Origin of the sequence: Streptomyces sp. NBC_01296, from assembly GCF_035984415.1 — a bacterium.
Taxonomy (GTDB): Bacteria; Actinomycetota; Actinomycetes; order Streptomycetales; family Streptomycetaceae; genus Streptomyces.
The window spans coordinates 592,560-618,002 of sequence record NZ_CP130720.1 but is presented as its reverse complement, the minus strand read 5'-3'; the positions used below and the strand labels follow the sequence as shown (position 1 = coordinate 618,002).

The 25,443-nt window shown below is 71.9% G+C and carries 27 protein-coding genes and 1 pseudogene; 25 read left to right on the top strand and 3 right to left on the bottom strand.

Annotation, left to right across the window (positions count from 1 at the left end; translation table 11 throughout):
• The first annotated feature begins 25 nt into the window (after positions 1 to 25).
• Genes OG299_RS03020 through OG299_RS03000 form a run of 5 tightly spaced genes read left to right on the top strand, consistent with a single transcriptional unit; the run spans position 26 to position 4,532 of the window.
• Entirely contained in the window at positions 26 to 1,201 is a 1,176-nt protein-coding gene (locus OG299_RS03020; RefSeq protein WP_327360349.1) for an ABC transporter substrate-binding protein, read from the top strand.
• 1 nt (position 1,202) lies between these two features.
• Positions 1,203 to 2,081 (top strand): branched-chain amino acid ABC transporter permease, encoded by an 879-nt coding sequence (locus OG299_RS03015; RefSeq protein WP_327360348.1) that lies wholly within the window; start codon positions 1,203 to 1,205, stop codon positions 2,079 to 2,081.
• Positions 2,078 to 3,058, top strand: coding sequence for a branched-chain amino acid ABC transporter permease (locus OG299_RS03010; protein WP_327360347.1), 981 nt, complete (start codon positions 2,078 to 2,080; stop codon positions 3,056 to 3,058). The genes OG299_RS03015 and OG299_RS03010 overlap by 4 nt, the downstream gene beginning before the upstream one ends.
• Positions 3,055 to 3,828, top strand: a complete 774-nt coding sequence (locus tag OG299_RS03005; RefSeq protein ID WP_266637495.1) for an ABC transporter ATP-binding protein — start codon at positions 3,055 to 3,057, stop codon at positions 3,826 to 3,828. The genes OG299_RS03010 and OG299_RS03005 overlap by 4 nt, the downstream gene beginning before the upstream one ends.
• Positions 3,825 to 4,532 carry an ABC transporter ATP-binding protein gene (locus tag OG299_RS03000; RefSeq protein WP_266637494.1) on the top strand — a complete coding sequence of 236 codons (708 nt, stop codon included), beginning with the start codon at positions 3,825 to 3,827 and terminating at the stop codon, positions 4,530 to 4,532. The genes OG299_RS03005 and OG299_RS03000 overlap by 4 nt, the downstream gene beginning before the upstream one ends.
• 133 nt (positions 4,533 to 4,665) lie before the next feature.
• On the opposite strand, the gene OG299_RS02995 is transcribed toward OG299_RS03000, so the two are convergent.
• Positions 4,666 to 5,184 carry a GNAT family N-acetyltransferase gene (locus OG299_RS02995; RefSeq protein WP_327360346.1) on the bottom strand — a complete coding sequence of 173 codons (519 nt, stop codon included), beginning with the start codon at positions 5,182 to 5,184 and terminating at the stop codon, positions 4,666 to 4,668.
• Here OG299_RS02995 and OG299_RS02990 point away from each other — a divergent pair.
• The 5 genes from OG299_RS02990 (at position 5,183) to OG299_RS02970 (ending at position 8,308) form a co-directional block, all read left to right on the top strand.
• Positions 5,183 to 5,776: a helix-turn-helix domain-containing protein gene (locus tag OG299_RS02990; protein ID WP_266637490.1), complete on the top strand. Its 594-nt coding sequence runs from the start codon at positions 5,183 to 5,185 to the stop codon at positions 5,774 to 5,776. The two genes, OG299_RS02995 and OG299_RS02990, sit on opposite strands and share 2 nt — an antisense overlap.
• Complete coding sequence (locus OG299_RS02985; protein ID WP_327360345.1) at positions 5,773 to 6,087, top strand: hypothetical protein; 315 nt, start codon at positions 5,773 to 5,775, stop codon at positions 6,085 to 6,087. The genes OG299_RS02990 and OG299_RS02985 overlap by 4 nt, the downstream gene beginning before the upstream one ends.
• Positions 6,084 to 6,548 carry a SpoIIE family protein phosphatase gene (locus OG299_RS02980; RefSeq protein WP_327360344.1) on the top strand — a complete coding sequence of 155 codons (465 nt, stop codon included), beginning with the start codon at positions 6,084 to 6,086 and terminating at the stop codon, positions 6,546 to 6,548. The genes OG299_RS02985 and OG299_RS02980 overlap by 4 nt, the downstream gene beginning before the upstream one ends.
• Before the next feature lie 149 nt (positions 6,549 to 6,697).
• Positions 6,698 to 7,528, top strand: a complete 831-nt coding sequence (locus OG299_RS02975) for a helix-turn-helix domain-containing protein (RefSeq protein ID WP_327360343.1) — start codon at positions 6,698 to 6,700, stop codon at positions 7,526 to 7,528.
• Between the two features lie 396 nt (positions 7,529 to 7,924).
• Positions 7,925 to 8,308 (top strand): VOC family protein, encoded by a 384-nt coding sequence (locus OG299_RS02970; protein ID WP_327360342.1) that lies wholly within the window; start codon positions 7,925 to 7,927, stop codon positions 8,306 to 8,308.
• A 231-nt stretch (positions 8,309 to 8,539) separates the two neighbouring features.
• On the opposite strand, the gene OG299_RS02965 is transcribed toward OG299_RS02970, so the two are convergent.
• Complete coding sequence (locus OG299_RS02965) at positions 8,540 to 9,745, bottom strand: MFS transporter (RefSeq protein ID WP_327360341.1); 1,206 nt, start codon at positions 9,743 to 9,745, stop codon at positions 8,540 to 8,542.
• A 330-nt stretch (positions 9,746 to 10,075) separates the two neighbouring features.
• Here OG299_RS02965 and OG299_RS02960 point away from each other — a divergent pair, with 330 nt between their 5' ends.
• Together OG299_RS02960 and OG299_RS02955 are read left to right on the top strand one after the other, a co-directional pair.
• Positions 10,076 to 11,218 carry a serine hydrolase domain-containing protein gene (locus tag OG299_RS02960; RefSeq protein WP_327360340.1) on the top strand — a complete coding sequence of 381 codons (1,143 nt, stop codon included), beginning with the start codon at positions 10,076 to 10,078 and terminating at the stop codon, positions 11,216 to 11,218.
• A pseudogene (locus tag OG299_RS02955) lies at positions 11,215 to 11,988 on the top strand (hypothetical protein); the annotation flags it as partial. The gene OG299_RS02960 and the pseudogene OG299_RS02955, both read left to right, overlap by 4 nt.
• Before the next feature lie 76 nt (positions 11,989 to 12,064).
• Here the strand turns inward: OG299_RS02955 and OG299_RS02950 are convergent.
• Positions 12,065 to 12,907: a class I SAM-dependent methyltransferase gene (locus OG299_RS02950; RefSeq protein WP_327360339.1), complete on the bottom strand. Its 843-nt coding sequence runs from the start codon at positions 12,905 to 12,907 to the stop codon at positions 12,065 to 12,067.
• A 233-nt stretch (positions 12,908 to 13,140) separates the two neighbouring features.
• On the opposite strand from OG299_RS02950, the gene OG299_RS02945 reads away from it, so the two are divergent.
• The 13 genes from OG299_RS02945 to OG299_RS02885 all read left to right on the top strand — a co-directional run bounded on the left by OG299_RS02945 (position 13,141) and on the right by OG299_RS02885 (position 25,286).
• Positions 13,141 to 13,809: a HEAT repeat domain-containing protein gene (locus OG299_RS02945; protein ID WP_327360338.1), complete on the top strand. Its 669-nt coding sequence runs from the start codon at positions 13,141 to 13,143 to the stop codon at positions 13,807 to 13,809.
• A gap of 3 nt (positions 13,810 to 13,812) precedes the next feature.
• Positions 13,813 to 14,817, top strand: a complete 1,005-nt coding sequence (locus tag OG299_RS02940; RefSeq protein ID WP_327360337.1) for a HEAT repeat domain-containing protein — start codon at positions 13,813 to 13,815, stop codon at positions 14,815 to 14,817.
• A gap of 643 nt (positions 14,818 to 15,460) precedes the next feature.
• Positions 15,461 to 16,588, top strand: coding sequence for a zinc-dependent alcohol dehydrogenase (locus tag OG299_RS02935; protein WP_327360336.1), 1,128 nt, complete (start codon positions 15,461 to 15,463; stop codon positions 16,586 to 16,588).
• Positions 16,585 to 17,535 carry an ROK family protein gene (locus tag OG299_RS02930; protein ID WP_327360335.1) on the top strand — a complete coding sequence of 317 codons (951 nt, stop codon included), beginning with the start codon at positions 16,585 to 16,587 and terminating at the stop codon, positions 17,533 to 17,535. Before OG299_RS02935 ends, OG299_RS02930 begins: the two co-directional genes overlap by 4 nt.
• Before the next feature lie 31 nt (positions 17,536 to 17,566).
• Entirely contained in the window at positions 17,567 to 18,568 is a 1,002-nt protein-coding gene (locus tag OG299_RS02925) for a phosphotransferase (RefSeq protein WP_327360334.1), read from the top strand.
• Between the two features lie 226 nt (positions 18,569 to 18,794).
• Complete coding sequence (locus OG299_RS02920) at positions 18,795 to 19,322, top strand: dioxygenase family protein (RefSeq protein ID WP_327360333.1); 528 nt, start codon at positions 18,795 to 18,797, stop codon at positions 19,320 to 19,322.
• A gap of 62 nt (positions 19,323 to 19,384) precedes the next feature.
• Positions 19,385 to 20,719, top strand: coding sequence for an aspartate aminotransferase family protein (locus OG299_RS02915; RefSeq protein ID WP_327360332.1), 1,335 nt, complete (start codon positions 19,385 to 19,387; stop codon positions 20,717 to 20,719).
• Positions 20,716 to 21,684 carry an inositol monophosphatase family protein gene (locus OG299_RS02910; RefSeq protein WP_327360331.1) on the top strand — a complete coding sequence of 323 codons (969 nt, stop codon included), beginning with the start codon at positions 20,716 to 20,718 and terminating at the stop codon, positions 21,682 to 21,684. Before OG299_RS02915 ends, OG299_RS02910 begins: the two co-directional genes overlap by 4 nt.
• 5 nt (positions 21,685 to 21,689) lie before the next feature.
• Positions 21,690 to 22,604, top strand: coding sequence for a diiron oxygenase (locus tag OG299_RS02905; protein WP_327360330.1), 915 nt, complete (start codon positions 21,690 to 21,692; stop codon positions 22,602 to 22,604).
• Positions 22,591 to 23,484, top strand: a complete 894-nt coding sequence (locus OG299_RS02900; protein WP_327360329.1) for a class-II aminoacyl-tRNA synthetase family protein — start codon at positions 22,591 to 22,593, stop codon at positions 23,482 to 23,484. The genes OG299_RS02905 and OG299_RS02900 overlap by 14 nt, the downstream gene beginning before the upstream one ends.
• Positions 23,481 to 24,491 (top strand): NAD(P)H-dependent flavin oxidoreductase, encoded by a 1,011-nt coding sequence (locus tag OG299_RS02895; RefSeq protein WP_327360328.1) that lies wholly within the window; start codon positions 23,481 to 23,483, stop codon positions 24,489 to 24,491. Before OG299_RS02900 ends, OG299_RS02895 begins: the two co-directional genes overlap by 4 nt.
• 2 nt (positions 24,492 to 24,493) lie before the next feature.
• Positions 24,494 to 24,727, top strand: coding sequence for an acyl carrier protein (locus OG299_RS02890; protein ID WP_266638062.1), 234 nt, complete (start codon positions 24,494 to 24,496; stop codon positions 24,725 to 24,727).
• A gap of 7 nt (positions 24,728 to 24,734) precedes the next feature.
• Entirely contained in the window at positions 24,735 to 25,286 is a 552-nt protein-coding gene (locus tag OG299_RS02885; protein WP_327360327.1) for an MOSC domain-containing protein, read from the top strand.
• Positions 25,287 to 25,443: the final 157 nt, after the last annotated feature.

Below are 25,443 nucleotides of genomic sequence, written 5' to 3'. Positions count from 1 at the left end.
CCGGCTCACCACGTACGGAGTCTCCATGGCAGGTCGGTTTCGTCCCGTTGGTCTGATCGCCGTCACGACGGGCCTCTTGCTGACCACCGCATGCGGTGGCGCCAGCCTCGGGACCGGCGACGGCGACAAGCAGGGCGGGCCCGTGAAGATCGGGCTCCTCGTCCCGCAGTCCGGGACCTACAAGGCGCTCGGCGACGACATGAAGCAGGGCTTCGATCTCTACGTCAAGCAGCACGGCGGCAGACTCGGCGGCCGCGAAGTGCAGACAGTGATCGCCGACGAGGGGGAAACGGCCGACTCGGGCAAGGCGGCGGCGGAGAAGCTCGTCAAGCAGGACCGGGTGCTGGCGGTGAGCGGCGTGGTCAGCTCGGCCACGATCAACGGGGTCAAGGACCTCTTCGAGACCAGCAAGATCCCGCTCGTCGGCTCGAACGCCTCGCCGACCACACTCACCGGGACCAAGTACATCTGGCGCACCTCGTACGTCAACGACGAGCCGGGCAAGGCGCTGGGCAAGTACGTCGCGGAGAAGGCCGGCGGTCCGGTCTTCATGATCGCCGCGGGCTACCAGGCGGGCAAGGACGAGGTCGAGGGGTTCAAGTCCACCTTCCTCCCCGCCGGCGGCAAGCTCGCGGGGGAGGAGGTCTATACCCCGTTCCCGGGGACGAAGAACTTCCAGCCGTACCTCGCGCAGATCGAGAACTCCGGCGCGAAGGCGGTCTTCTGCTTCTACGCGGGCGGCGCGGCCGTCGACTTCGTCAAGCAGTACCGGGACTTCGGGCTGGCCGGCAAGATCCCGCTCTACGCGCCGGGCTTCCTCACCGAGGGCGGCGTGCTGAAGGGACAGGGGGAGGCGGCCGACGGCATCCTCACCGCGCTCAACTACAGCGCGGACCTGGACAACGCGGCCAACAAGCAGTTCGCGCCCGCCTACCAGTCCGCCTACGGCGCGCCCGCGACCACCTACGCGATGGCGTCATGGGACGCGGCGCAGGTGCTCGACAAAGCGATCAAGGCGGCCGGTGGCACCGTGACCCCGGAATCGGTCAACGCCGCCATCGCCAAGGTGGGGGACATCGACAGCCCGCGCGGTACCTGGCAGTTCAACAGCGGCGGCACGCCCGTCCAGCCCTGGTACCTGCGCGAGGTCAAGCAGGGGGCCAACACCGCCACCTCCGAGCTCGGCCGACTGGGCGGCTGACATGACCGGATGGTTGAACGGCAACCTCGTCAGCGTCGTTGACGGGGTGGCCTTCGGTCTGCTGCTGTTCACGATCGCGGTCGGACTCTCCCTGGTCTTCGGCATGATGGACGTGCTGAACCTGGCCCACGGCACGCTCTACCTCGCCGGCGCGTACGTCGCCTACGCGCTGTCCGACGGGAGCCTGTGGGGTCTGGTCCTCGCCCTGGCGGCCGGCGCCCTGGTGGGCGGCATGGGCGGAGCTGCACTCACGTTCCTCACCCGGCCGCTGGCCCGGCGCGGGCACCTGGACCAGGCCGTGCTGACGCTCGGCATCACGTTCATCGTCGCCGACCTCCTCGCCGCGGCCTTCGGCGGTGAGGTGCTGCCCACGGACCCGCCGACGGCCCTGCGCGGGACGGTGTCCCTCGTCGGCCACGCCTATCCGGTCTACCGGCTGGTCTTCATCGGCGTCGCGGCAGCCCTCGCGCTCCTCGTCCACCTCGTCTTCGAACGCAGCTCGCTCGGGGCGCTGGTACGGGCCGCCGTCGCGGACCGGGACATGGTGCGCGCGCTGGGGGTCGACGTCCGCAAGGTGCTGTACGGGGTCTTCGCCTCCGGCGCGGCCCTGGCGGTGGTCGGCGGTGTTCTCGGGGCGCCGATTCTGGGCCCCGGGCCGGGCGTCGACGAGACCGTGCTCGTCCTCTCGCTCGTCGTCGTGGTCGTGGGCGGCCTCGGATCCGTGCGCGGAGCACTCGCCGGAGCGCTCCTCATAGGGCAGGTGCAGACCCTCGGGGTGGCGCTGCTCCCCGAGTACGCCCCCTTCCTCCTCTTCGGCACCATGCTCCTGGTGCTCGTGGTCCGCCCGAACGGCCTGGTCCCGTCGGCGGTGCGTGCATGAGCCCGAACAGAGCTGCCGGGAAGGGCGTGCGGCGGCCGGCCCTGACCGCCGCCGTGGTCGTCGCCCTCGCCCTCGCCCCCTTCGTCCTCGGCCCGTACGCCATCGGCACCCTGTCGCGGATCCTGGTGTTCGGGCTCCTCGCCATCAGCGTGAACCTGCTCACCGGCCTGACCGGACTGCCGACCCTCGGCCAGTCGGCCTACTTCGGGGTCGGCGCCTATACGGCCGCGATCGTGGCGACGCGACTCACCGACATCGCAATCCTCCAACTCCTCATCGCCGCGGGCGTCTCCGCGCTCGTGGCGGTGCCCACCGGGTGGCTGGCGGTGCGGGCCCGGGGCGTCGTCTTCCTGATGCTGACGCTGGCCATCGGCGAGATCGCGTACAGCGCCGCCGTCAACTGGAAGTCGCTGACGAACGGCACCGACGGAGTGTCGGGCATCCCGCCCGTCGTACCGCTGCCCGGCATGCCCGCCCTGGCGCTGGACGGGCTGGTCTACTTCTACGTACTGGCCGTGTTCCTGCTGCTCTTCGCGGCCGTCTCGCGCCTGGGCTCGACTCCGTTCGCCCTCGCCCTGCGCGGCATCCGCGACAACGAGCCGCGGATGAAGGCGATCGGATACCCGACGCAGCGCTACGCCCTGACCGCCTACTGCGGCGCCGGGGCGGTGGCCGGGGCCGCCGGAGCCCTGTGGGTCTCGGTCCAGCGGTTCGTCTCGCCCGGCGACGCCGGATTCGAGATCGCCGCCCTGGCGCTGCTGGCCGTCGTCATCGGCGGCTCCGGCTCGATGTGGGGGGCCTGCGCCGGCGCCGCACTGGTCTGGCTCACCCGCGATTACCTCGGAAACCTCGAAGTCGTCGCCGGGCGCGGGCCGTTGCTGCTCGGTGTGCTCTTCGTCGTCGCCGTCTACACGCTGCCCCGCGGGCTGGCGGGCGTACGGCTGCCGCTCAAGCTCACCCGGAAGGGGACGGCGTGACAGACCGCGACCACCACCATTCCCTGCTCGAACTACGGCAGCTGTCACGGCACTTCGGGTCCTTCCGGGCCCTGGACGAGGTCTCCCTCACGGTGACGGCCGGGGCGCGGCACGCGATCATCGGCCCGAACGGTGCGGGCAAGTCGACCCTGTTCGGGCTGATCTCCGGAACGCTGCCCGTCACCGGCGGATCCGTCCTCGTCGACGGGAACGACGTGACCCGGCTGCCCGTGCACCGCCGGGTCGGGCTCGGCATCGCAGCGACGTTTCAGCACTCCAGTCTCTTCATGCGCGAGTCCGTGCTGGAGAACGTCCTGCTCGCCGTGTTGCGCCGGGCCGGGGGAGGCCTGGGCGGCCGGCGGAAGGTCGGCGCCCGGCCGAAGGAACTCGCACGGGCGCATGCACTGCTCGAGCGGGTGGGCCTGCCCACCCGGCACGAGGTCGCGGCGGCCGAACTCTCGCACGGCGAGCGGCGGCAGCTGGAGGTCGCCGTCGCACTGGCCACCGACCCCCGGCTGCTGCTCCTGGACGAGCCTGCCGCCGGCATGTCTCCCGCGGAGACCGCGCGGCTCACCGAGCTGATCGCCGCGCTGCCCGGCGAGGTGACCGTACTGCTCATCGAACACGACCTCGACATGGTCTTCGAGCTCGCCGACACGGTCACCGTCATGCACCTCGGCAGACATCTGATGACCGGCACTCCGGACGAGGTACGGGCCTGCGCCGAAGTCCAGAACGCCTACCTCGGCACCGTGGAGGTCTCCTCGTGAAGCCGTTCTTCAGTGTGCGTGAGCTGCGCTCCGGTTACGCCGGGGGCCTCGTCCTCGGCGGTGTCGACCTGGATCTCGACGCGGGCGGGATCATCGCCGTGCTCGGGCGCAACGGGGTCGGGAAGACCACCCTGATCTCGACCGTCATGGGGCTCGTGCGGCCGTACGGAGGCAGCGTCACCCTCGATGGCCGGGAGATCGCCGGGGCCCGCGTCGACGTGATCGCCCGAGCCGGGGTCGGCGTCGTCCCGCAGGGGCGCCGGGTGTTCGCGCCGCTGACCGTGGCCGAGCACCTGACGATCGCCTCGAGGCGTCCGGCGACGGGCCCGTGGACGAGGGCCCGCGTCCTCGACCTGCTGCCGCGGCTGGGGGAGCGGCTCGGGCACCGTGGGGACGAGCTCTCCGGCGGGGAACAGCAGATGCTCGCGATCGCCAGGGCCCTGCTGGGCAATCCGCGCCTGCTGCTGCTCGACGAGCCGTCCGACGGCCTGGCTCCCGCGATCGTCGCCCAGGTCGGTGAGGTGATCCGCGAGGTGGGCGCTCAGGGCATGTCGGTCGTCCTCGTCGAGCAGAACCTGGGGCTCGCGTTCTCCGTCGCCGAGGAGGTCGCGGTGATGCAGAAGGGGTGCATCGTCCACCGAGCGGCCTGTGCGGAATTCGCATCCCGCCCCGACGACCGGCGGCGCCTGCTCGGCGTCGACTGAGCGGTCCCGTCCCGTACGCGTGCACAGAATGCGTACGGAGTACCGACGGGGAACGAACGGGCGGAGGGCGCCGTCCGTTCGTTCCCTGCGCGGACCCCCGGGGAGAAGGTCACCGTCGAGGCGCAACTGCCCATCAGGTCAGGGGCAGCTGCATGAGGGTCAGGTCGAGCCATCGGCCGAACTTGGTGCCGACCTCCGGCACCGTGCCGGCGTGGCGGAAGCCGAACCGTTCGTGCAGCCGGATGGATGCGGTGTTCTCGGCTTCGATGCCGGCGACCACGACGTGGTGGCCGGCATCGCGCGCCGAGGCGATGAGTTCGGCCAGCAGCGCGGAGCCGATGCCCAGCCCGTGCATGCCTTCGCGGACGTAGACCGAGTCCTCCACGGTGTGGCGGTACCCGTCCTTCTCCCGCCACGGACCGTAGACCGCGAACCCGGCCGTCTCGCCCTCCACCTCGGCAATGAACGCCGAGCCGCGCGCCAGGTGGCCGGCGAGCCACGCCGCCCCCTCGGCCGGGGACTGCAGGGTGTCCGTCCACAGGGCCGTCGAGTGTTCGATCGCATGGTTGCGGATCGCGCGGACGGCCTCCGCGTCACCGGGGAGTGCCCGGCGTACCGTCACCGCTTGACGTCTCTCGTATATTGGATTCATGTCCAACATAGTAGATCCTCTGGTGGCCCGGATCGCAGCCCGCGTCCGCTCCGAACGGGAACGCCGCCGCTGGACCCTGGCCCGGCTCGCGGACGCCTCGGGCGTCTCCCAGGCCATGATCAGCCGGATCGAGCGGGGCGAGAGCAGCCCCACCGCGGTGGTTCTGGGCAAGTTGTCCGCCGCCTTCCAGCTCAGCGTCGCCTCCCTGCTGGCCCTCGCCGAAGGAGCGCAGGACGACGGGACGGCAGGCACCGCAGGGGTGCACCGCGAGGCCGACGCGGCCGAGTGGCGCGACCCCGCCACCGGCTACCGGCGCCGCCAGATCACCGGCCCGCAGTTCCCCGCGGAGATTGCCGAGATCCACCTGCCCCCGGGAGCCCGCGTGCCCTATCCGGCCGCAGCCTTCGCCTTCGTGCGCCAGGTCGTCTGGGTCCTCGACGGCCACCTGACCTTCCACGACGGGGACGCCGTCCACGAACTCGGCAGGGGCGACACCATCGAACTCGGCGAGCCCACCGCGCGCGTCTTCGCCAACACCACCGACACCGGGTGCCGCTACGCCGTCATCCTCGCCCGCGGCGCACGGCCGTGACCCGGCCCCTTCCCCGAGGCGCCACGCTCCTGCTCGCCGCCATGGCCGGAACGGCGATCGCGAACAACTACGCCGTCCAGCCCGCACTCACCGCGGTCGCCGCCGACCTGGACGTCCCGCTTTCCGTGATCGGCCTCGTGCCGACCGCCGCGCTCACCGGCTGCGTGGCAGGCTTCGCGTTCCTGCTCCCCCTCACCGACCCCCCGTCCGCCGCGGAGGCGGGCACGGCACCGCCCAGGCCGACCGCCCCGAGTGCCGCCGGCATCGTCAGGACTGCGGTCTTCTTCGCACGCCTCACGTCTGCTCCTTGATCCTCTCGACCGCGCTCGCCGCGCACCCCACCCGCCAGGAACGCAACCTCGTCCACGCCAACTCGGTCGCCGAGGCACTGATGCGGGCCCTGCTCCGCCCGGCGCCGCACCAGGTCGGGCAGGTGCTGATCTCTCGCGGCGAGGTGCGCAGGCTGGATGGCCCGCCGGCGCTGCCGCTCGGCCTGGGCAGCCTGGCCGCGGCGGACGGACCGGTGGCGTGGAGCCACCGGCTCACCCGGGGCGACGTACTGCTCCTGGTCACGGACGGGCTGGTCGAGGCCCGCGACACCGGCGGCGACTTCCATCCGCTCGTGGACCGGCTGCGCCACCGCTTCGCGGGCCGCGTGGCCCCCGGCCCCGCCGACGTCGTCAACTTCCTCAACACCGACCTTCCCCGTCATACCCGCAACCTTCACGACGACATCGCGAGGCTCGCGATCGCTCCGCACCGCCACATCTGAGAAGCTGATGCTTGATCAGGGAGGGGTGCGGGGCCGAGGCGCACGGACCCGTCAGGGGGCTCGGTCGGCGCCGGGCGCCTCGTCGCCACGGGAGGGGGAGGGACATGCAGGTGGCCGGAAGCGCAGTCACGGCCGGTCGGGGAGTCGCAATGACCCGGTTGGGTGGCCGGTGGCGGGTGACCCGCCCGTGGCCCGCCCGGTTACGCCCGTTCGTGCACAGCTACGCCGGCTATTGGGAGGCGGCGGGCGCCGTGCCCTATCGGGTGCGGCTGGTTCCCACGGGTCGAGCGGTCGTGGTGATCAGCCTGGGGGAGCCGTTCAGCCAGGTCCATCGGCTGGGGGACTCGAGTCCGGACAGCCAGGTGACCGGCTCGCTCGTTGCGGGGCTGGAGGACGGGCCCCGGGTGTGTGACCACCCTGGCGGCCAGGAGGCGATCCGGCTCGAGTTGACTCCACTGGGTGCCTACCGGCTGTTCGCCATGCCGATGAGCGAGCTGACCAACAGGGTGGTCGGGCTGTGCGACGTCCTCGGCCCCCAGGCGGGCCTGCTGGCGGAGCAACTGGCAGCCACCAGCGACTGGGGAGCCCGGTTCGACCTGCTCGACGTCGCCTTGGCCGCCCGCCTGGAACACGGCCCGCATCCCGCGCCCGAGGTGAGCCATGCCTGGCGACTGCTGTCCCAGGCCGGCGGGGCGATCCAGGTCGGCCGGATCGCGGCCGAAGTGGGCTGGAGCCAGGGCCACCTGGTCCGCCGGTTCACCGAACAGATAGGCCTGACGCCCAAGATGTCCGCCCGCGTCCTGCGCTTCCACCGGGCCGTGAGGCTGCTCTCCCGCGAGGGTGCCCATCTCACCGAAGTGACCGCTGCCTGCGGCTTCTACGACCAGGCCCACCTCAACCGCGAGTTCCGTGCCCTGGCCGACACCACTCCCGGCCAGGTGGCTGCCGCCCGTGTGGCGGAGGGAGCCCTCGCCCTGTGAGAGGCGAGGTCAAATTTGTCCAAGCCAGGCCGACGGCACGCCGATAGTGTCCCCGTTCGTAGTTGACCAGGCACCCGAGCGCGAACCGGGCAACGGTGAACCTGGTCCAGAAGGGGGAGTATTCCGTGGAAGGCTTTTTGCGCATCCTCGTGTCCGGCGCGCTCACAGGCGGGTTGATCGGTTTGGCGGGAGCCCTCGGCCGACGCCGCCGCAGGCGTCGGGAGGGCGCTGGAGGGGACGGCGCCTGACGGCGCGGGCGGGTGGGCGTCGTACGTGCGCCCACGTGGGGGACACCGCCGGTGTACGGGGGTCACCGGTGCTGAACCCCCACCGTCACGGTGATGCCGTGCTCGGGCTACCGGTCGGCTCTCGGGTCGGCTGCGTACACTGACGGCCATGGCATGCCGCATCAGCGAGCTGGTCATCGACGCCGCCGACCCCGAGCGGCTCGCCGCGTTCTGGGGCAAGGTCCTCGGCTACGTCGAACTCGGCCGGGAAGACGACGGAAGCATCGAGATCGGGCCGCCCGACGCCGGCTTCGGCGGCCCGCAGCCCACCCTCGTCCTCAGCCCCGGCAGCGACCCGCGGCCCGGGAAGCTCCGACTGCACATCGACGTCAGCGCCACCGACCGTGACCAGGACGCCGAGCTGGAGCGGCTGCTCGCTCTCGGGGCCAGGCCCGCCGACGTGGGTCAGACCGGGACCGAGAGCTGGCACGTCCTGGCCGACCCGGAAGGCAACGAATTCTGCCTCCTGCGCACGCGGCTCCGGCCCGTCTGACCATGTGCGTCCCGGCGCCCAGCCGCCCAGCCGTGACGGGGCTCATTCCGGACGAGGTGGCGCATCGTCACGTCCTGCTCCTCCGGCTCCCAGGCGCGGAGCGTGTGCCGTCGCCGTCGACCGTGAGGCGCCGGGAACGGCCCTCGGTGGCGTGGAAGTCGAAGGCAGTGGGCTTGTGCGGCCAGGCGCTCGACGTTGCGCAGCAGGTGGACAGGAACTCCTCGACACCCCCTAGGGCAGGGCCGGACGCCCGGATGGTCGGCCCGGTCGCCGACCGGCGAGCAGGAACGCTGCCACGGCCGCGGCGGCGCCGATGTACAGGAAGGTCGGGTAGCCGAGGGAGTCCACGGCCTGCCCCCCGACGGCGCCCGCCAGCGACAGGCCGACGAACAGCGCGCTGTTGTTCCACGACAGAATGCCCGTCGCCCGGTCGGGAAACATGTCCACCAGGTGGCGCTGCTGGGCGGGGAAGAACGCATACCCCGCCAGCGCGAAGAGCCCGAGCGCACAGGCCAGGCCCCAGGTGACCGGATAGACGAGGGCCACGACGGCCTCCAGTACGGCCGTCAGGGCCAGGGCCGACCTGGTGACGCGTACGGCGCCGGCCCGGTCGGCGAACCGGCCGCCCACCTGTCCGCCGATGACGGCTCCGACGCCGTAGACGACGAGCAGCCACGTCACCGCGGTCGCCCTGCCGTCGGCGTGCAGCGCAACGGCCAGGAACGTGTACAGGCTGTAGACGGAGAAGGCCCACAGGGTTGTGACCGCGACGCCGGACATCGCGACGCCCCTGCCGGTCCGCCCGTCTGTCACCGGCTCCTTCGGTGTGCCGCTCACCGAACGTGGCCCGTTACGCCAGGCGAACGCGTTGGGCAGGGCCAGCAGGAACGTGCCTGCGGCGAGGATGACGAAGGTGGCCTCCCATCCCACGTGCTGGCTCAGCAGCGACCCCGCCGGGGCACCCACCCACAGGGCAGTCAGCAGACCCGATCCCACGACGGCCAGCACCTGGGCCCGTGCCTGGGGCCGTGCCCGGGTGCTGACCAGCGAGTACACGGTGGGTCCGGTGGCCGCGGCAGCGACGCCGGCCACCACGCGGGTGACCAGCAGCAGGCCGAAGTTCGGCGCCAGCGCGGTAGCGATGTTGGCCACCGAGAACAGCAGCAGGGCCCACACCAGGATCGTGGCGCGGTCCTTTCGGTCGGAGAGCCACCCGGCGAACGGCGAAGCCACCACGTAAGCGATGGAGAAGACCGTGATCAGCAGACCGGTACTGGCCGGCGACACATCGAGTGACGCGGCGATGGCGGGGAGCAGCGGCGCCACCACGAAGAGATCGGTCCCCACCAGAAACTGCGTCAGCCACGCCAGGACAACGAGGCCGACCCCGAGGCCGGCCGTTGTCTCGGTAGCCTGGTCCCCACTCGTCGACTCCATGAACCGAAGTTAAGTGCGCGGCCACCCAGCCACCACAGGAACGCCGTTCGGCCCCCCGTCCGGCGCCGCGGGACCACTCGGCCGTCCCAGTCGTACGACTTCCGAACCTCGGCCAGAGCCTCCCGTTGCGTGGCCACGCAGTCGGGACTGAAGCCCGCGCCCGATCGGTGTCGGTCGGTCCATGGTCACGGTATTGGGGTTGACCTTGACCTTGGGGCAGGGTGCACGCTCATCGCATGGCCGCCTCGAAACCGCAACGGGAGTCACCAGAGCCGCCGTTGCGCGCTCGGGCTGTGCCGCACACCTACCGTCGCGAGCTGAGGAATGACCATGGACGAGTCCCTCCACACCGTCAAGAACACCGCTGCCGGGCCGGATCGCCCGGAGCTGCAGAGCGCCATCCAGGAGATCGTCGATTCCGGCTTCGCCGGAGTGCAGTTGCGCGTCCATGATGAGCGGGGCGAGTGGGTCGGCAACGCCGGGGTGCGCAAGCTGGGCGAGGCCGACAAGCCGCCGACCGACGGGCACTTCCGGGTCGGCAGCGTCACCAAGACCTTCACCGCGACCCTGGTGCTGCAACTGGTGGCCGAGGGCAAGGTCGGGCTGGACACCCCGGCGGACGACTACCTGCCCGAGTTCGGGCTTGCCCGACAGATCACGGTGCGGATGCTGCTCCAGCACACCAGCGGGTTGTTCAACTTCACCGGCGAGGTCTACGACGACGGGACGGTCGTGCCCGGTGGAGTCCCCGGGATAGGCAAGGAGTGGATGGACAATCAGTTCCGCACCTACCAGCCGGAGGAGCTGGTGCGGATGGCGTTGTCCAAGCCGGCGCGGTTCGAGCCGGGGACGGACTGGAGCTACTCCAACACCAACTACGTGCTGGCCAGGCTGCTGATCGAGAAGGTCGCCGGCCGCTCCTACGCCGAGGAGATGCAGCGGCTCATCCTGGGTCCGCTCGGGCTGACCGGCACCGTGGTGCCGGGCGCCTCGCCGGAGATCCCCGAGCCGCACGCCCATGGCTACTACGCGTACGAGGACGCCGGCCAGTGGAAGGTGGCCGACACCACCGACTTCAACCCCTCCTGGATCTCCGCCGCCGGTGACATGATCTCGACCAGCCAGGACCTCCACACCTTCTTCTCAGCGCTGATGAGCGGCAAGCTCCTGCCTGCCCCGCTGCTGGCCGAGATGCGCACGCCGCACCCCAAGGTGGGCTACGGCCTGGGCGTGTTCGTGGAGGAGACGGCCGACGGTGGCACCATCCTCCAGCACAACGGCGGCTTCTGGGGCTGGGCGGCGCTGATGTACAGCACGCCCGACGGCGGCAGGACCCTGACCGGCTCGCTGACCATGGGGGACGCCGAGCTCGACTTGGCCGCCATGGCCGGGATGTTCGAGAACGTGAAGCAGAAGCTCGTCCAGGAAGTGTTCGGCGGCGGGCAGACCGAGCCGGCTCAGCCGACGGACTGAGGACCCCGCACCGCGACGGACGACGGTTCCCGACCGAAGATCGCCGAGCAGTAGGATCGCAACACGCCGTCCAACCCCGCTCGCTCCTCGCGCCCGTGCGCACCGTGTTGCGCACCGAGACCCCCGATGTCTACGCGGACCTGCTGGCACGCGGAGCCCGGGAGTACCACGAGTTCGACTGGTTCGGTGCGCATCCGCCGCACCGGGCCGGCGATGAGGACCTGGTGACCCTGCGCACCCGCCGCATCGTGCTGGAAGCGGCTTCGACCGCGGCCGTGCGGCGGGAACGCACCGTTGACGTGCGGCGGGGCTGCCCGGTGGACGCCCTCACCATCGAGGAGGGCTCCCCTGCCCGGGTCACCGGCGTGCGGGTGGGCGCGGAAACGCACCGAGCGGACCTCGTCGTCGACGCGGCAGGCCGCCGCCCGCCGCTTCCCCGCCACCGCCGCCTGGCTCGACCTGGCCCCCGAACCCCAGTCGGCCGTCCTGCCGATGGCCGGCCTGGACAACCGCTGGACCGCCCTCGCCGACGACGACGGACCTGTCGTCACCGGACTGGTCAACGCCGGAGACAGCCTCACCCACACCAACCCGACCTCGGGCCATGGTGTCTCCCTCGGCCTGCGCGTAGCTCGACACCGTCAGATCGGCGTGCTGCAGCACTGGGCGCCGGCGCCTTTGACGACCCCGTCGTCATGAGGGCCCGAGCGCAGGTACGCCATCTCGTGCGACGGGTCGACGAGGCGTACGCCACCGACGAAGTGGACCGACCTCGCCTTCGGAGCCGTGCCCGGGTCTACGGGAGGTGGTCGCAGTGGCGGCCCTCAGGGGGCCGTGGCCGTGGCCTCAGGCGGGTGCAGCGCCGCTTCGGTGTGCGGTGACCAGGAGGTACTCCCACTCCATCGCCCCGTCCCGGAGCGCGCCGCCCGCCAGTTCGTCGAGGGCCCGGTCCAGGGCAGCGGTCTTCTCCGGGTCGTCGGCGATGTTCCGGTAGACCGCGATCGTCGGTCCGTAGGTGGCCTTGAAGAACTGGCGGAAGCTCTGCGGCTTCTCGAAGAGGTCCACGCGGATGGTCTGCCGGCGCGCCTCGACCCCGGTGACGCGGTCGCCGAGGAGCGTACGGACGTGCTCCTCCCGCCCCCACAGCGGTGGCGGCTGCGCCCCGGGCGGCGGTGGCGGCGCGTACGGCCTCATGGTGGCGAACATCTGCCCGATGAACCCCTCCGGGGTCCAGTTGATCAGCCCGATCGTGCCGCCCGGCCGGCAGACCCGGACCAGCTCGTCGGCGCTGGCCTGGTGGTGCGGGGCGAACATGACCCCGACGCAGGACATGACCGTGTCGAACGCGCCGTCGGCGAAGGGCAGGGCCTCGGCGTCGGCCTCCTGCCAGCGCAGCTCGACGCCGCGCGCCGCGGCCTCCCGCCGCCCCACGTCCAGCAGTTCGGGCGTCAGGTCGGACGCAATCACCTCGCCGCCCGCCAGCGCGGCCGGAAGGGCGGCGTTCCCCGATCCTGCGGCGATGTCGAGCACCCGGTCGCCGCGTTTCACCCCGCAGGCCTCCACCAGTACGGGCCCGAGAGCCGCGACGACCCGTGTGGCGACGGCCGGGTAATCGCCGAGCGCCCACATCGTCCGGTGCTTCGCCTTGAGCGCACGGTCGGCCTCGCGCGCGTCCGCCGAATCGGTCATGCCGTCCGCCTCCATCATCTGACGCTGTGTCACAACCTTTCTAGCAGAGGAACCCGACCGGACCCGGCCGACGAGCGCCGGACCGGTGAGGAGCGCCCGGGATGGTGGTACGGACCACAGGGCCCCATCACCTCGCCGAGCGCTCCGGCGGTGGTCCGGTGGTCTCGTCGCGTGGCCGCCCTTGACCTTGACACGATGACAAGGTCTTCACTGCGGTCAAGGAGGTGGTTGCGATGACCACGGTGGAACAGGACACGCATACGGCGAGAGCCCTCCAGGGGCTGGAAGACAGCCGGTCGTCAGTGCGGCTGCGGGCAGCCCTGGCGATCGGCTCGAGCCCGGAAGCGCGGACCGTCGAAAAGCTCATCGAGCGGTGCGCGCTCGAGCCCGAGTTCTTCGTGCGCGAGATGCTGACGTGGGCGCTCACCCGTCACGCAGCATCCGTGACGGTTCCACGGCTCGTCGCCGAGCTCCGTTCCGGGCGGGCGCAGGCACGAAGTCAGGCATTGCACACGTTGTCCAAGATCGGGGAGCGGAAGGCGTGGCCGGCGATCACGCGGGCGCTCCTGTACGACCGCGACGAGGAGGTGGCGCGGAGCGCCTGGCGGGCAGCGGCCGCGCTCGTGCCCGAAGGCGAGGAGCCTGAGCTGGCCGGAGCGCTGGCGGCACAGCTGGGGCGGGGCGGGCGCGAGACGCAGTTGAGCCTCAGCCGGGCGATGATCACCCTCGGTGAGGCCGCTCTGCCGGTCCTGCATGCTGCCATGACGGATCTCGACCCGCGCGTGCGTCACCATGCGGTCGCCACGGAACGATTGCTGCGCGACCCGGATGCCGGATTCGAGTCCGCGATCGAGGAGGCGAAGCGCGTTGCGGCCCTGCAGGACCAGCCAGGAGGAGCATAGGCAGTGTTGATCGGTGATGTGGCCAGGCGGTCCGGGGTCAGCGCCCGCATGCTCAGGCACTACGACTCGCTCGGCCTGGTGCGGCCGACGGGACGTACCGTGTCCGGGTACCGGGAGTACTCCAGCGAGGACATCCGGCGGATCTTCCACGTCGAGAGCCTGCGGTCGTTGGGGCTGTCGTTGCGTGAAGTCGCGCGGGCCCTTGACGACCCCGGCTTCAGGCCCTCGGAACTCGTCGACGACCTCGTCCGCCAGACGCAGGAGCGCATCGCCGTCGAGACGGCGCTGCTCACGCGACTGCGCCGGATCGGTGCCGCAGGACCCGCCGACTGGGGGGACGTGCTTCAGATCGTCGCACTCCTGCATGCGCTGGGCTCGGAGAGCGCCGGGAAACGCCAGCGCGCGGCGTTGTCCTCGGTCGAAGAGGTGCCGGTGCCCGTGGAAGCGCTGGTCGAGGCAGTGCTGAGCGAGACGGATCCGAACGTTGCCGGGGCCCTTCGGTGGGCTGTGGCGCAATCAGGCGGTGCCGCATTGGAACTGTTGGCGCAGGGCCTGGCCTCACCGGTGGCCGGGGTGCGGGAACGGGCCGTCCAGTCCATCGCCGAGGTTCCGGACGAGCGGGCGATCGCCGTGTTGCAGGGCGCCCTCACGAGCCCCGACGCCGCGGTCCGCAGGCATGCGGCTCTGGCGCTCGGAGCACGTGGAGCGGCCGACGCGGTCCCGACTCTCATCGACATGATCGTCGAGGGGACGAACGACGTCGATGCAGCCGATGCACTGAGCGCGTTGGCGAGCCGTTCCGGTTCGGCCGATCAGATCGCCGCCGCGCTCGTCGACCGCCTCCCCCACGGTCCCGGTGGATCGGCCACGCGTCGACGGCTGGCACAAGCACTCGCGGACATCCCGGGAGTCACAGCCTCACGTGCCCTGAAGGATCTGTCACATGACGAAGATCCTGCCGTTGCGCTCACCGCGGCGTACGTCCTCACGCTGCGCACCGCACGATGACGGAGCTTCCGGATGGTGCTCGGATGTCGACGGCCCGCCCGGCTCCCGCAGCCGGCTCAGTAGGGGAGGTGGTAGAGGTGGAAGTCCATGTTGACGCCGTGGGGCAGGCAGGGATGCGGGGTGACGCCGGCCAGGTGACGGAGTCCCGCGAAGGAGCGGCTCAAGGAAACCACCCCGAGTCCTTCGACCCCCGGCGCACCGACGCGCCCCCCCACCCTGGCCTTCTCCGCCGGCATCCACTTCTGCCCCGCCGCCGCGTACTGCCGCCACCTCACCCACACCCTCGTCACCTGGCTCTCCCGAACCCTCCCCTCCCTGAGCCTGACCAGCCACACGGACCGACCACCCGCCGACCTCGAACTCCAGGGCGCGCGCGCACTTCCCGTCGCCTGGTAACCCGGAGGACCGCCCCCCGGCCCTTCGCCCGGACGAAACCGCCAACTTCCGTGACGAGGGGAGACGTCCGGAATCCTGGATCCGGACAGGCCGTGCACGAGGCCCTGACCAGCAGGCATTCCGGCCGGCCGGGAAGCCGCGGGGCCCGGGCCCCGCCGGCCGCGGCCGCGGAGTGGCTCAGAGGCGTCGTGTCCGGCCGCGTTCGGCTGCGCTAGCGTCGCCCTCCGAACACCGATGGGGAGGTCTCGTGCGCGCTCTCGTGTATCTGGGTCCAGGCTCCGCCGAACTGCAGGAACGGCCCGCCGCGCAACTCGTGAACGGTGATGACGTCGTGGTGGAGATCGTCGGTACGGGGGTCTGCGGAACGGACCGCAAGATCCTGCTCGGACGGTTCCCGGCCCGGCCGGGCGTGGTGCTCGGGCACGAGTCGGTAGGGGTGGTGCGGGAGACCGGGCCGCAGGTGACTTCGGTCGGGGTGGGGGACCGGGTGGTGGTCAACCCCACGCTGTACTGCGGCTGGTGCGCTCCGTGCCGCCGGGGAGCGACCAACTTCTGCCGTCACAAGGCCGGGACCGAGGTCGGCGTCGACCGGGACGGTACGTACGCGGAGGCCGTGACCATGCCGGAACGTTTCGTCGAACGGGTTCCCGCCGGGCTGCCCTTCCGCAGCGCGGTCCTGATCGAGCCGCTCGCCTGCGTCCTGAGCAACGTCGAGGCCGCGTCCGTCACCTTCGACGACACCGTGGTGGTGCTCGGCGCGGGCCCGATCGGGATGCTGACCGCACTGGTCGCCGCCCGCCGGGCGCGCCGGGTCACCGTCGCGGAACCGGACGGCTACCGGCTGGAGCGGGCCCGCGAACAGTTCACCCACGTGGTGGACGTGGCCGGTACGGATCCGGCCGAAGCCGTGGTCAAGGCCTCGGGCGGCGAGCGTCCCTCCGTCGTCTTCGACACCACGGGCACCGGCCTGGAGGCGGCGCTTCGGCTGATCGACGACGGCGGCCGGGTCGTGGTCATGGGCTTCGACGACACCTACACCGTGCCGCTGCGCCCGCTCAGGCTCACCAACCGGGGCATCCGGCTGATCGGCGCCGGGGACTACCGGGCCGACGTCTTCCCGGTCGCCGTGGACCTGGCCGCCGAGCTCGGCGGCCCACAGCGACCCGGCGCCGGCGCCGCAGCGGTACTCGAGCGGCTGGTGACGCACGAGTTCCCGCTCGAGCGATACGCAGAGGCCTTCAGCGCACTCGGCGGGCTCACCCGGGGCGACGGGGGCGGCGGCACCGGACGGCCACCGCGCTACGACGCGCTCAAGGTCGTCATCCGCTCGCACCCCGGCCCGGTCGGCGCCGACGGCTGGCCGGTGGACGCGTGAGCGCGCCGCGGCTCGGGTCGATCGAGTCCGGCGGGACCAAGTTCGTCTGCCTGGTCGGCTCCGCCCCCGACCGGATCGAGGCCGAGATCCGGTTCCCGACCGGCGAACCGGGTCCCACCCTGGCCCGGGCCATCGCCTTCTTCCAGGAGACGGCCGCCGCGACCGGACCGCTGGACGCGATCGGCATCGCCTCCTTCGGACCCCTCGAACTGCGTCCTGGCCATGCCCGGTTCGGCCACCTCGCCGCCACCCCCAAACCCGGCTGGTCCGGAGTGGACGTGGCAGGACCGGTCGCCGCCTCGCTCGGCGTGCCGGTGGGCATCGACACCGACGTCAACGGCGCGGCCCTCGGCGAGGGCCGCTGGGGCGCGGCGCGCGGCCTGGACACCTACGTCTACCTCACCGTCGGCACCGGCATCGGCGGCGGCGCGGTGATCGGCGGCAAGGTGGTCAGCGGCCTGGTCCACACCGAGATGGGCCACCTCGCGGTGCCCCGGATCGCGGGCGACGCCTTCCCCGGCTCCTGCCCCTTCCACGGCGACTGCTGGGAGGGGCTGGCGGGCGGCGAGGCGATGGGCGCCCGCTGGGGGACCCCGGCCGAGGAACTGGCCGGCGAAGCCCTGCGCGAGGCGCTGCGGCTGGAGGCGGCCTACCTGGCCGCGGGGCTGCGCAACATCGTCTACACGACCGCGCCCCAGCGGATCGTGATCGGCGGCGGCGTCGCGGAACTCGCCGGGCTGTTCCCGCTGCTCCGCGCCGAACTGGCCGCGGCCCTGGCCGGATACCCCGGGCTGCCCGAGCACGCGGCCGAGGACTTCGTGGTCCCGGCACGGCTCGGCCGCCTCGCCGGACCGGCGGGCGGATTGGTCCTGGCGGCCCGGGCGGCCGCCGCCGCGCGCCAACGGCCCTGGTCCGGCGCTGGGCCATCGGGGGGAACGGAGGCATGAGGACGACCCCGGACCGGGCAGGCTGGCCGGTGTGACGCGCCCCGATCCGGTGGGCCTCCTCGACCCGGCCACCCATGCCTGGCTGACCCGGTACGCCCTGCCCGGCGCCCGGCTGCACGAGGTGGACCCGCTGCCCGGCGGGTTCACCAACGACATGGCCCTGCTCACGGCCCAGCCCGCCGACGCACCGGGCGCGGAGCGCTACGTACTGCGCCGCTACCGGCCCAGCGGCAGCCGGGTCCCGCGCAACACCTGTGCGGTGGAGATCGCCGTCCTCGGCCGGGCCGCGGCCCGTACCGTCCCGGTGACCGCGGTGGTCGCGGCCGATCCGCACGGCCGGGCCACCGGCCGCCCCACCCTGCTCTACCGGTTCGTGGACGGGACCCCGCTCAGCCAGGTGCTCGCGGACGGCCCGGTGAGCGGCGAAGCGCGGGGCCTGGGCCGGGCCGTCGGCGGGGTGCTGGCACGGATCGGCCGGGTCAGGCTGCCCCGCCCGGGCGTCTTCGGCGACTCTTCGCTGGTCCCGGCCCCGGACGAGGCGGCCCCGCTGGGCGACCTGCCCGGTTTCGTCGACCGCTGTCTGGCCACCGCGGCCGCGGACGGTCCGCTGAGCGGGACGGACGCGGCCGTACTGCGTGCCCTGGCCCGCCGGGGGCCCCGGGCGCTCGCCGCCGTGGCCGGTGAACGCAGCCTGGTGCACTGCGACTTCAACCCGAAGAACGTCCTGGTCCAACGGCGCGCCGGGCAGTGGGCGGTGGCCGCCGTGCTCGACTGGGAGCTCGCCTTGAGCGGCTCCCCGCTCTTCGACGTCGGCAATATGCTGCGCTTCGCCCACGAGTACCCGCCGGCCTTCACCACGGGCTTCGTCGAGGGCTTCCGGGGCGGGAACGGCCGACTGCCCGGGGACTGGCTGCGGCTCAGCCGGACGCTGGACCTCTTCGCGCTCGCCGACATCCTCACCGCACCGCCGGACCCGGCCTACTTCACCCGCGCCCGCGCGGTGCTGCGCCGGTCCGCCGCCGAGCGGTACTGACCGCGGCCGGGCGGGCGCGCGCCACCGATCTCCCCCTGTCCCATCCGGCCCGTGCGCCGCTCTGTTCCCAGGAGACGACTGCTGTCCGTGCGGATCACGGAAACCCTGGCAATTGGCGTCCAATAAATGGCGGAGAGGTGACACAGGGCCTTCTTTTCAACATCGGGAATGCCGGTTAGTCTGCCTGAACGGAAGTGAAGATCCTTGACCAAGGGAGAATTCCGCCGTGGCGAACGGAAGTCCGGAAAACGTCCTGAAGACGCTCACGCCGACCGTTCGCTGCAACGGGACGCCGCCCACGCCCGCCCTGCGCGAAGGGCCGTACTACAAACCCGACACCCCCTGCAGGAGCAGCTTCCGGGGCGATGTGGCAGGAGGCGTTCCGATGCTGCTGCACGGCGCCGTGCGCACTGCGGAGGGCAAGCCGATCGGCGGCACCCTGCTCGACTTCTGGCAGGTCGGGGACGCCGGGGTCTACGACGACGACGGTTTTCGACTACGCGGCCACCAGTTCGCCGACGCCAAGGGGCTGTGGCGGCTGGAGACGGTGCTGCCCGCCGTGTACCCGGGGCGGACGCGGCACGTGCACGTGAAGGTGCAGCCGCCCGGCGGAGCGGTGTTGACCACCATGCTGTATTTCCCCGGGGAACGCCGAAACCACCTCGACAAGTATTTCCGGCCAGAATGCCTGATGGATGTGCGGGAGACGTCCGAGGGGTGGGACGCCGCGTTCACCTTCATTCTGGACGTGTGAAATCGGAGACATCGATATCCGCCGTCCGTCGTGTCCGCGGGACGGAAGTCGACAGGAGACACATGGCCGATCTCATGCGCGCCCAATGCGATCCGCAGAGCGATGCCCGGAGCGACGTCCGCAGCGATGCCCTGAACCACGCGCAGAACCACCTGTACTACCCGGTCAGCGCGTACGAGATGGACCACGGCGAAGGCGTCCACCTGTACGACACGGACGGCAACGAGTACCTGGACTGCGCGTCCGGCACCTTCAACCTGAGCCTCGGCTACGGACACCCCGAAGTGGTCAAGGCCATGCGCGACCAGGCCGAACGGCTGGTGCACACCACCTCGACCTTCCAGACCGCCCCCGTCAACGAGCTGGTCCGGCGGCTGGTCGAGGTCACCCCGCCGAACCTGACCAAGGTGCACCTCAAGGTGTCGGGCGGCTCCACCGCCAACGAGGGCGCGGTCAAGATGGCGCAACTCGCCACCGGCCGCCGCGACGTGGTCACCCTGTTCCGCAGCCACCACGGCCAGACCATGATGACGACCACCATGTCGGGCGAGTCCTTCCGCAAGGCCCCCTTCCCGCACCTGATGCCCGGCGTGCTCCAGGTCCCCGACCCCTACTGCCTGCGGTGTTTCTACCGCCAGGCGGGCCCCGACAGCTGCGGCATGCTCTGCGTCGAGCGCATCAACGACTTCCTCGACCACGCCAGTTCCGGCAGCGTCGCCTGCGTGGTCGTCGAACCGGTCTCCGGCAGCGGCGGCAACATCGTGCCCCCCGACGGCTACTTACCCGCGCTGCGCGCCCTGTGCGACGAACGCGGCATCGTCCTCGTCTTCGACGAGATCCAGACCGGCATCGGCCGGGTCGGCCGGATGTTCGCCGCCGAGCACTACGGGGTCCGGCCGGACATCCTGACCACGGCCAAGGGCCTCGGCGGCTCCGGCGCCCAGATCGCGGCCATCGTCGCCGACGAGCGGATGTCCGGGCTCAGCGCCGACCACCACTCCTTCACCTACGGCGGCAACGTCCTCGCCGCAGCCGCCGCGGCCACCACCCTCGAGGTGATCGGCCGCCCCGGCTTCCTGGAGAACGTACGCGAGGTCGGCGCCCACGTCATGGAACGGCTGCGCGCGCTGGCCGCCCTGCACCCCGCCATCGTGGACGTACGCGGCCTCGGCCTGATGATCGGGATCGAGATCGGCGACGACGCCGGCCGCCCGCACAGCGAACGAGCCCAGGCCCTGGCCCGACGCGGCATGGACCACGGCCTGATCCTGCGCACCTCCCGCTACGGCCGGGGGAACGTGATCAAGATCCGGCCACCGCTGATCCTCACCCGCACCGAGGCCGAACTGCTCTGCGACCGGCTCGAAGCCCTCTTCGCCGCCGAGGCAGCCGCATGACCGGCACCGCGCACGGCACCGCGCACGGCAGCCCGCCGGGGGCCGCTGCCGTACGGCACTACGTGACCGGCCTCGCCGGCGCCGTCCGCGAAGCCGTGCCGGCCGCCCGGCACCGGGCCGGCAGCCGCCTGGTCCGGGGCCACTCGCCGGGCGGGGACGCCCAGTTCGGCCTCGACGAGGTCGCGGAGGCGGCCGTCTGGAAATACGTCGTCGGTCACGACCTGCCCGTCGCCGTCTACTCCGAGGACCGAGGCCTGCAGTACCACGGCGCCGATCCGGCCCACCTGCTGGTCGTCGACCCCATCGACGGCACCCGGCCCGCCGTCGCAGGCCTGGAGTCGGCCACCGTCTCGGTCGCCGTCGCCCGTATGTCGCAGCGGCCGCGCATCGCCGACGTCGAGCACGCGCTGCTGATGGAACTGCGCACGGGCGCCTACCTGTACGGGGACCTGACGGCGCCCGGCATCATCGCGCACGGCTACGAGCACCCCGTCCCGGCGCTGACCCGCACCACCGACCCCGCCCGGATGTTCTGGTCGCTGGAGTTCAACGGCCATCCGGCCCGCCTGATGGCCGAGGCCTACGGCCACCTCATCGACCGCTCGGCCAACACCGGCGAGGTCTTCGTCTTCAACAGCGCCACCTGGTCCGTCTCCCGGCTGCTCACCGGCCAGCTCGACGCGTACGTGGACATCGGCAACCGGCTGCTGCGCGACGACCCGGCGCTGCTGCCCGAGTTCGAACGCGTTGGCAACGGCCGGGTCCTGCACCTGTTCCCGTACGACATCGCGGCGGCCGTCTTCCTCGCCGAGCGGGCCGGCGCGGTCATCACCGACGGCTACGGACAGCCGCTCGGCGACACCGTCCTGACCGACCTGAGCATCACCAACCAGCGGTCCTGCGTGGCCGCATCCACCCCCGAGCTCCACCAGGCCCTGCTGTCGGCCGTCCGATGGAAGGAGTGACGCCCATGCGCCCCCGGAACACCCCGCCCGCCGGAGCGGCCCGTACCGCCACCGCCGACGACACCGAGTTCAGGGCCCTGCTCGACCGGCTCTCCGACAAGGCCACCGCGGACTACTACAACCCGTTCACCACCTTCGACTGGCCGCCCACGATCCCCACCGACGGGCTCTGGATGTCCCCCGAACTGCTCTCCGTCCACGGCACCGAGCTGATGGACGAACTGGGCCCCGCCCAACTCCGGGCCCTGAGCCGGTGGGAGAGCGTCAACTTCTACAGCCTCAACGTGCACGGCATCCGCGAACTGCTCATCGAGGTCACCCGGCGCATCCACACGCCCGGCTTCGAGCTCCCCTCCGAGTTCTTCCACCACTTCATCGGCGAAGAGAACGACCACATGTGGTTCTTCGCCACCTTCTGCCTCAAGTACGCCGGCAAGATCTACCCCGACAAGTCGGTGAAGCTTCCGGAGGCCCCGCGCGACCCGGACATCGAGAACTTCCTGGTCTTCGCCCGGATCCTGGTCTTCGAGCAGATCGTCGACCACTACAACGTCCAGCTGGCCGCCGACCGCCGACTGCACCCGACCGTGCGCCACATCAACCGGCTGCACCACCAAGACGAGTCCCGGCACATCGCCTTCGGCCGCCGCCTGGTGCAACTGCTGTGGGAGCGGCTCCTCGACAGCGGACCGGACGAACGAACCCGGCACGAACTGCGCGACTACCTCAGCCGTTACGTCACCACCAGCATCGAGTCCTTCTACAACCCCGCCGTCTACCGCGACGCGGGCCTCCCCGACGGCTTCGCGCTGCGCAGACGGCTGCTCGCCCACCCGGCCCGGCAGGCCGCCCACGCGAAGGTGCTGCACAAGACCACCGACTTCCTCCACCGGATCGGGGTGTTCGATGCCCGTCACTGACCCCACGGCCACCGGGGGCTCCACGGCCACCGGGGACACCGGGACCACCTGGTCGGTCCGGGACGGGCTGGCCACCCTCGACGAACCCGCCGTCCTGCTGAGGGACGCACTCGACGCGGTGTTCACCCGCTGGGGAACCGAGGCCGGAGCCCGGCAGCAGAGCTACCCGCCGCTGCTGCGGGCCGAAGAGCTGCGCTCCCTCGACTACTTCCGCAACTTCCCGCACCTGGGCAGCCCGGTCACCCGGATCCGCCCCGACCGGCTGGCCGCCCTCGCCGCGGCCCCACCCGCAGCCACCGCCCTGCCCGCGGCCGAGCTGGCCGACGCGACCCACCTGCTGCCCTCCGCGGCCTGCTACGGCTGCTTCCTGCACCTCACCGGCACCAGCGCCGAGGCCCCCGTCCTGATCACCACCGCCGCCCAGTGCTTCCGCAACGAGGACCACCACGACGGGCTGCGCAGGCTCTGGGGGTTCACCATGCGCGAGATCGTGTGCGTCGGCTCCGCCGAAGCCGTACGGGCCCACCTCGACCGGCACCGGGAGCGGATCCTCGCCTTCGGCGCGGCCCTCGGCCTCGCCCTGGACCGGCAGCCCGCCACCGACCCGTTCTTCGAGAAGGACGGCGCCCGCACCGTCATGCAGCTGCTCGCCCCCGTCAAGGACGAGTACCTGCACACCGACGGCACCGCCGTCGCCTCCACCAACAACCACCGCAACTTCTTCGGCGAGCGCCGCGCCATTCGCCACGCGGGCCGCCCGGCCTTCACCGGCTGCGTCGCCTTCGGTCTGGAACGCTGGGTGCACGCCCTGGGCGACGTGTTCGAAGGGGACCTGGCCGCCGCGCACCGCGCGGTACGGCATGCAGGGGAGCGCTCGTGACCCGGCTGGCCGCCCGGCTCGGGCTCGAACTGCCGCTGCTCCAAGCCGGGATGGGAGCCGTCGCCGGCCCCGCGCTGTGCGCCGAGGTGTCCCGGGCCGGAGCGGGCGGCACCCTCGCGCTGTACAAGGAGCCGCCCGCGCGGGCCGCCCGGCTGGTCCGGGAGGTGGCGGCCGCCACCGGCCGCCCGTTCGGGATCAACGTGGTCCCCGAGGTCACCGGCCCGGCGGGCTGCCTGGACCAGCTCAGGGCCGTCCTGCCCGAACTGCCCCCCGGCGGCTTCGTCACCTCTTTCGGGCTGCCCGCCGCCGACGCGGCCCGGGCCGTACGGGCCGCCGGACACCCCTTGGTGGTCCAGGTCGGCACCCTCGCGGACGCCGGAACGGCCCTCGGGCAGGGCGCGGCCGTCCTGGTCCTCCAGGGCACCGAGGCCGGCGGTCACCTGCTCGGCCGGCTGCCCGCGGACCTCCTGCTGGCCGCCGTCAGGGCCCGCCACCCGTACGCGGTCCTGGCGGTCGCGGGCGGGATCGCGACCGGGAAGGACCTCGCGGACGCCGTGGCGCGCGGCGCGGACGGGGCCATGGCCGGAACCCTGTTCACACCGGCCGCAGAATCCACCGCACACCCGGAGTTCAAACGGCGGGTGGTCGAGGCCGTGGCCGACGACACCCTCATCACCTCCCTCTTCGACATCGGCTGGCCGCACCGCCCGCACCGCGTCCTGCGCAACCCCCTCACCACCGCCGTGGACCGCGCCCCGGCCACCTTCATCGCCACCACCCGGGTGGACGGCCGGGAGCACCCGGTACCGCGCTACAGTGCGGCGGCTCCGGGCGAGGCCACCACCGGCCGCATCGAGGAGATGGCCATGTACTGCGGCCGCTCCTGCACCCGCGTCACGGCCCCGCACCCCGCCGCAGTCACCGTCGCCCGGGTCCGCCGGGAGTACGAGAGCGCGCGCCGGCCCGCGGCGGACTCCCCACAGCTGCACCGGATCCCGGAGAGGTGACCATGGACGACGTGATCAAGCCGGTCGTGGACTGGCTGCGCGAACGCAACCCCACCGTCGGCGAGATCCCGCAGGACCTCGACCTGATCGAGAACCGGCTGATCGACTCGCTCGGCTTCATGGAGTTCATCCTGCTGCTGGAGGACCTGATAGGCCGGGAACTGCAGCTCGACCAGATCGACGTGAACCAGTTCCGCACCCTTCGGTCCCTCACGGACCACTTCCTGAAGGGGTGAACCGCCCATGGCGCAGGCCCCGCCGCAGCCCGGCCCCGGCCGGGTCGCCTCCCTGCACCTCGCCGCGCGCACCGGCGAGCCCACCTTCCGCGTCGCACGGGCCCGCGCGGTGACCGGCCGCGGGCTGGCGGGGGACCGCAACTACTGGGCGGGCGAGGGCCCCCGGCCCCGGCGCCGGGGCACCGGCCGGGCGTCCGGTGTCTGCGACGTCACCCTCATCGAGGCCGAGGCCCTCGAGGCCCTGGCCCGCGAACACGGCATCACGCTCACCCCCGCCGAATGCCGCCGCAACCTCGTCTGCCGCGACATCCGGCTCAACCCGCTGGTGGACCAGGAGTTCCGGATCGGCGCGGTGATCCTGCGCGGCCTCAAACTCAGCGAACCCTGTGCCCGCCTCGAGCAGCTCGTCCGCCCCGGTCTGATCCGCGGGCTGCTGCACCGTGGCGGGCTGCGGGCCGAGGTGGTCCGCGGCGGGACGATCCGAGTGGGCGACCCGATCCTCCCGCCGCCGCACGACGCGCGGCAGCTCGTGCCACCCGTTCCGTCCGACCTTCCCTGAGGGCCGCCACAGGTACCCGGTGGCGCGTTCGCCGACGGCAGGCGGCTGAGAACGGCTACTTGTCCGCACCGGCAGGCCCGGTCAATGGTGGGAGAGCCCGCAGACCGGTGCATACCGGCCGGGAACGGGCCGCAAGTGTCCAGCGTCCATGTCCGCG

Excerpts from the sequence above, each read along its gene's own strand:
- OG299_RS03020 (WP_327360349.1), top strand. The coding sequence starts at position 26 with ATGGCAGGTCGGTTTCGTCCCGTTGGTCTGATCGCCGTCACGACGGGC.
- OG299_RS03015 (WP_327360348.1), top strand. The coding sequence starts at position 1,203 with ATGACCGGATGGTTGAACGGCAACCTCGTCAGCGTCGTTGACGGGGTG.
- OG299_RS03010 (WP_327360347.1), top strand. The coding sequence starts at position 2,078 with ATGAGCCCGAACAGAGCTGCCGGGAAGGGCGTGCGGCGGCCGGCCCTG.
- OG299_RS02990 (WP_266637490.1), top strand. The coding sequence starts at position 5,183 with ATGTCCAACATAGTAGATCCTCTGGTGGCCCGGATCGCAGCCCGCGTC.
- OG299_RS02995 (WP_327360346.1), bottom strand. The coding sequence starts at position 5,184 with ATGAATCCAATATACGAGAGACGTCAAGCGGTGACGGTACGCCGGGCA.
- OG299_RS02975 (WP_327360343.1), top strand. The coding sequence starts at position 6,698 with ATGACCCGGTTGGGTGGCCGGTGGCGGGTGACCCGCCCGTGGCCCGCC.
- OG299_RS02970 (WP_327360342.1), top strand. The coding sequence starts at position 7,925 with ATGGCATGCCGCATCAGCGAGCTGGTCATCGACGCCGCCGACCCCGAG.
- OG299_RS02965 (WP_327360341.1), bottom strand. The coding sequence starts at position 9,745 with ATGGAGTCGACGAGTGGGGACCAGGCTACCGAGACAACGGCCGGCCTC.
- OG299_RS02960 (WP_327360340.1), top strand. The coding sequence starts at position 10,076 with ATGGACGAGTCCCTCCACACCGTCAAGAACACCGCTGCCGGGCCGGAT.
- OG299_RS02950 (WP_327360339.1), bottom strand. The coding sequence starts at position 12,907 with ATGACCGATTCGGCGGACGCGCGCGAGGCCGACCGTGCGCTCAAGGCG.
- OG299_RS02945 (WP_327360338.1), top strand. The coding sequence starts at position 13,141 with ATGACCACGGTGGAACAGGACACGCATACGGCGAGAGCCCTCCAGGGG.
- OG299_RS02915 (WP_327360332.1), top strand. The coding sequence starts at position 19,385 with ATGGCCGATCTCATGCGCGCCCAATGCGATCCGCAGAGCGATGCCCGG.
- OG299_RS02910 (WP_327360331.1), top strand. The coding sequence starts at position 20,716 with ATGACCGGCACCGCGCACGGCACCGCGCACGGCAGCCCGCCGGGGGCC.
- OG299_RS02905 (WP_327360330.1), top strand. The coding sequence starts at position 21,690 with ATGCGCCCCCGGAACACCCCGCCCGCCGGAGCGGCCCGTACCGCCACC.
- OG299_RS02900 (WP_327360329.1), top strand. The coding sequence starts at position 22,591 with ATGCCCGTCACTGACCCCACGGCCACCGGGGGCTCCACGGCCACCGGG.
- OG299_RS02890 (WP_266638062.1), top strand. The coding sequence starts at position 24,494 with ATGGACGACGTGATCAAGCCGGTCGTGGACTGGCTGCGCGAACGCAAC.
- OG299_RS02885 (WP_327360327.1), top strand. The coding sequence starts at position 24,735 with ATGGCGCAGGCCCCGCCGCAGCCCGGCCCCGGCCGGGTCGCCTCCCTG.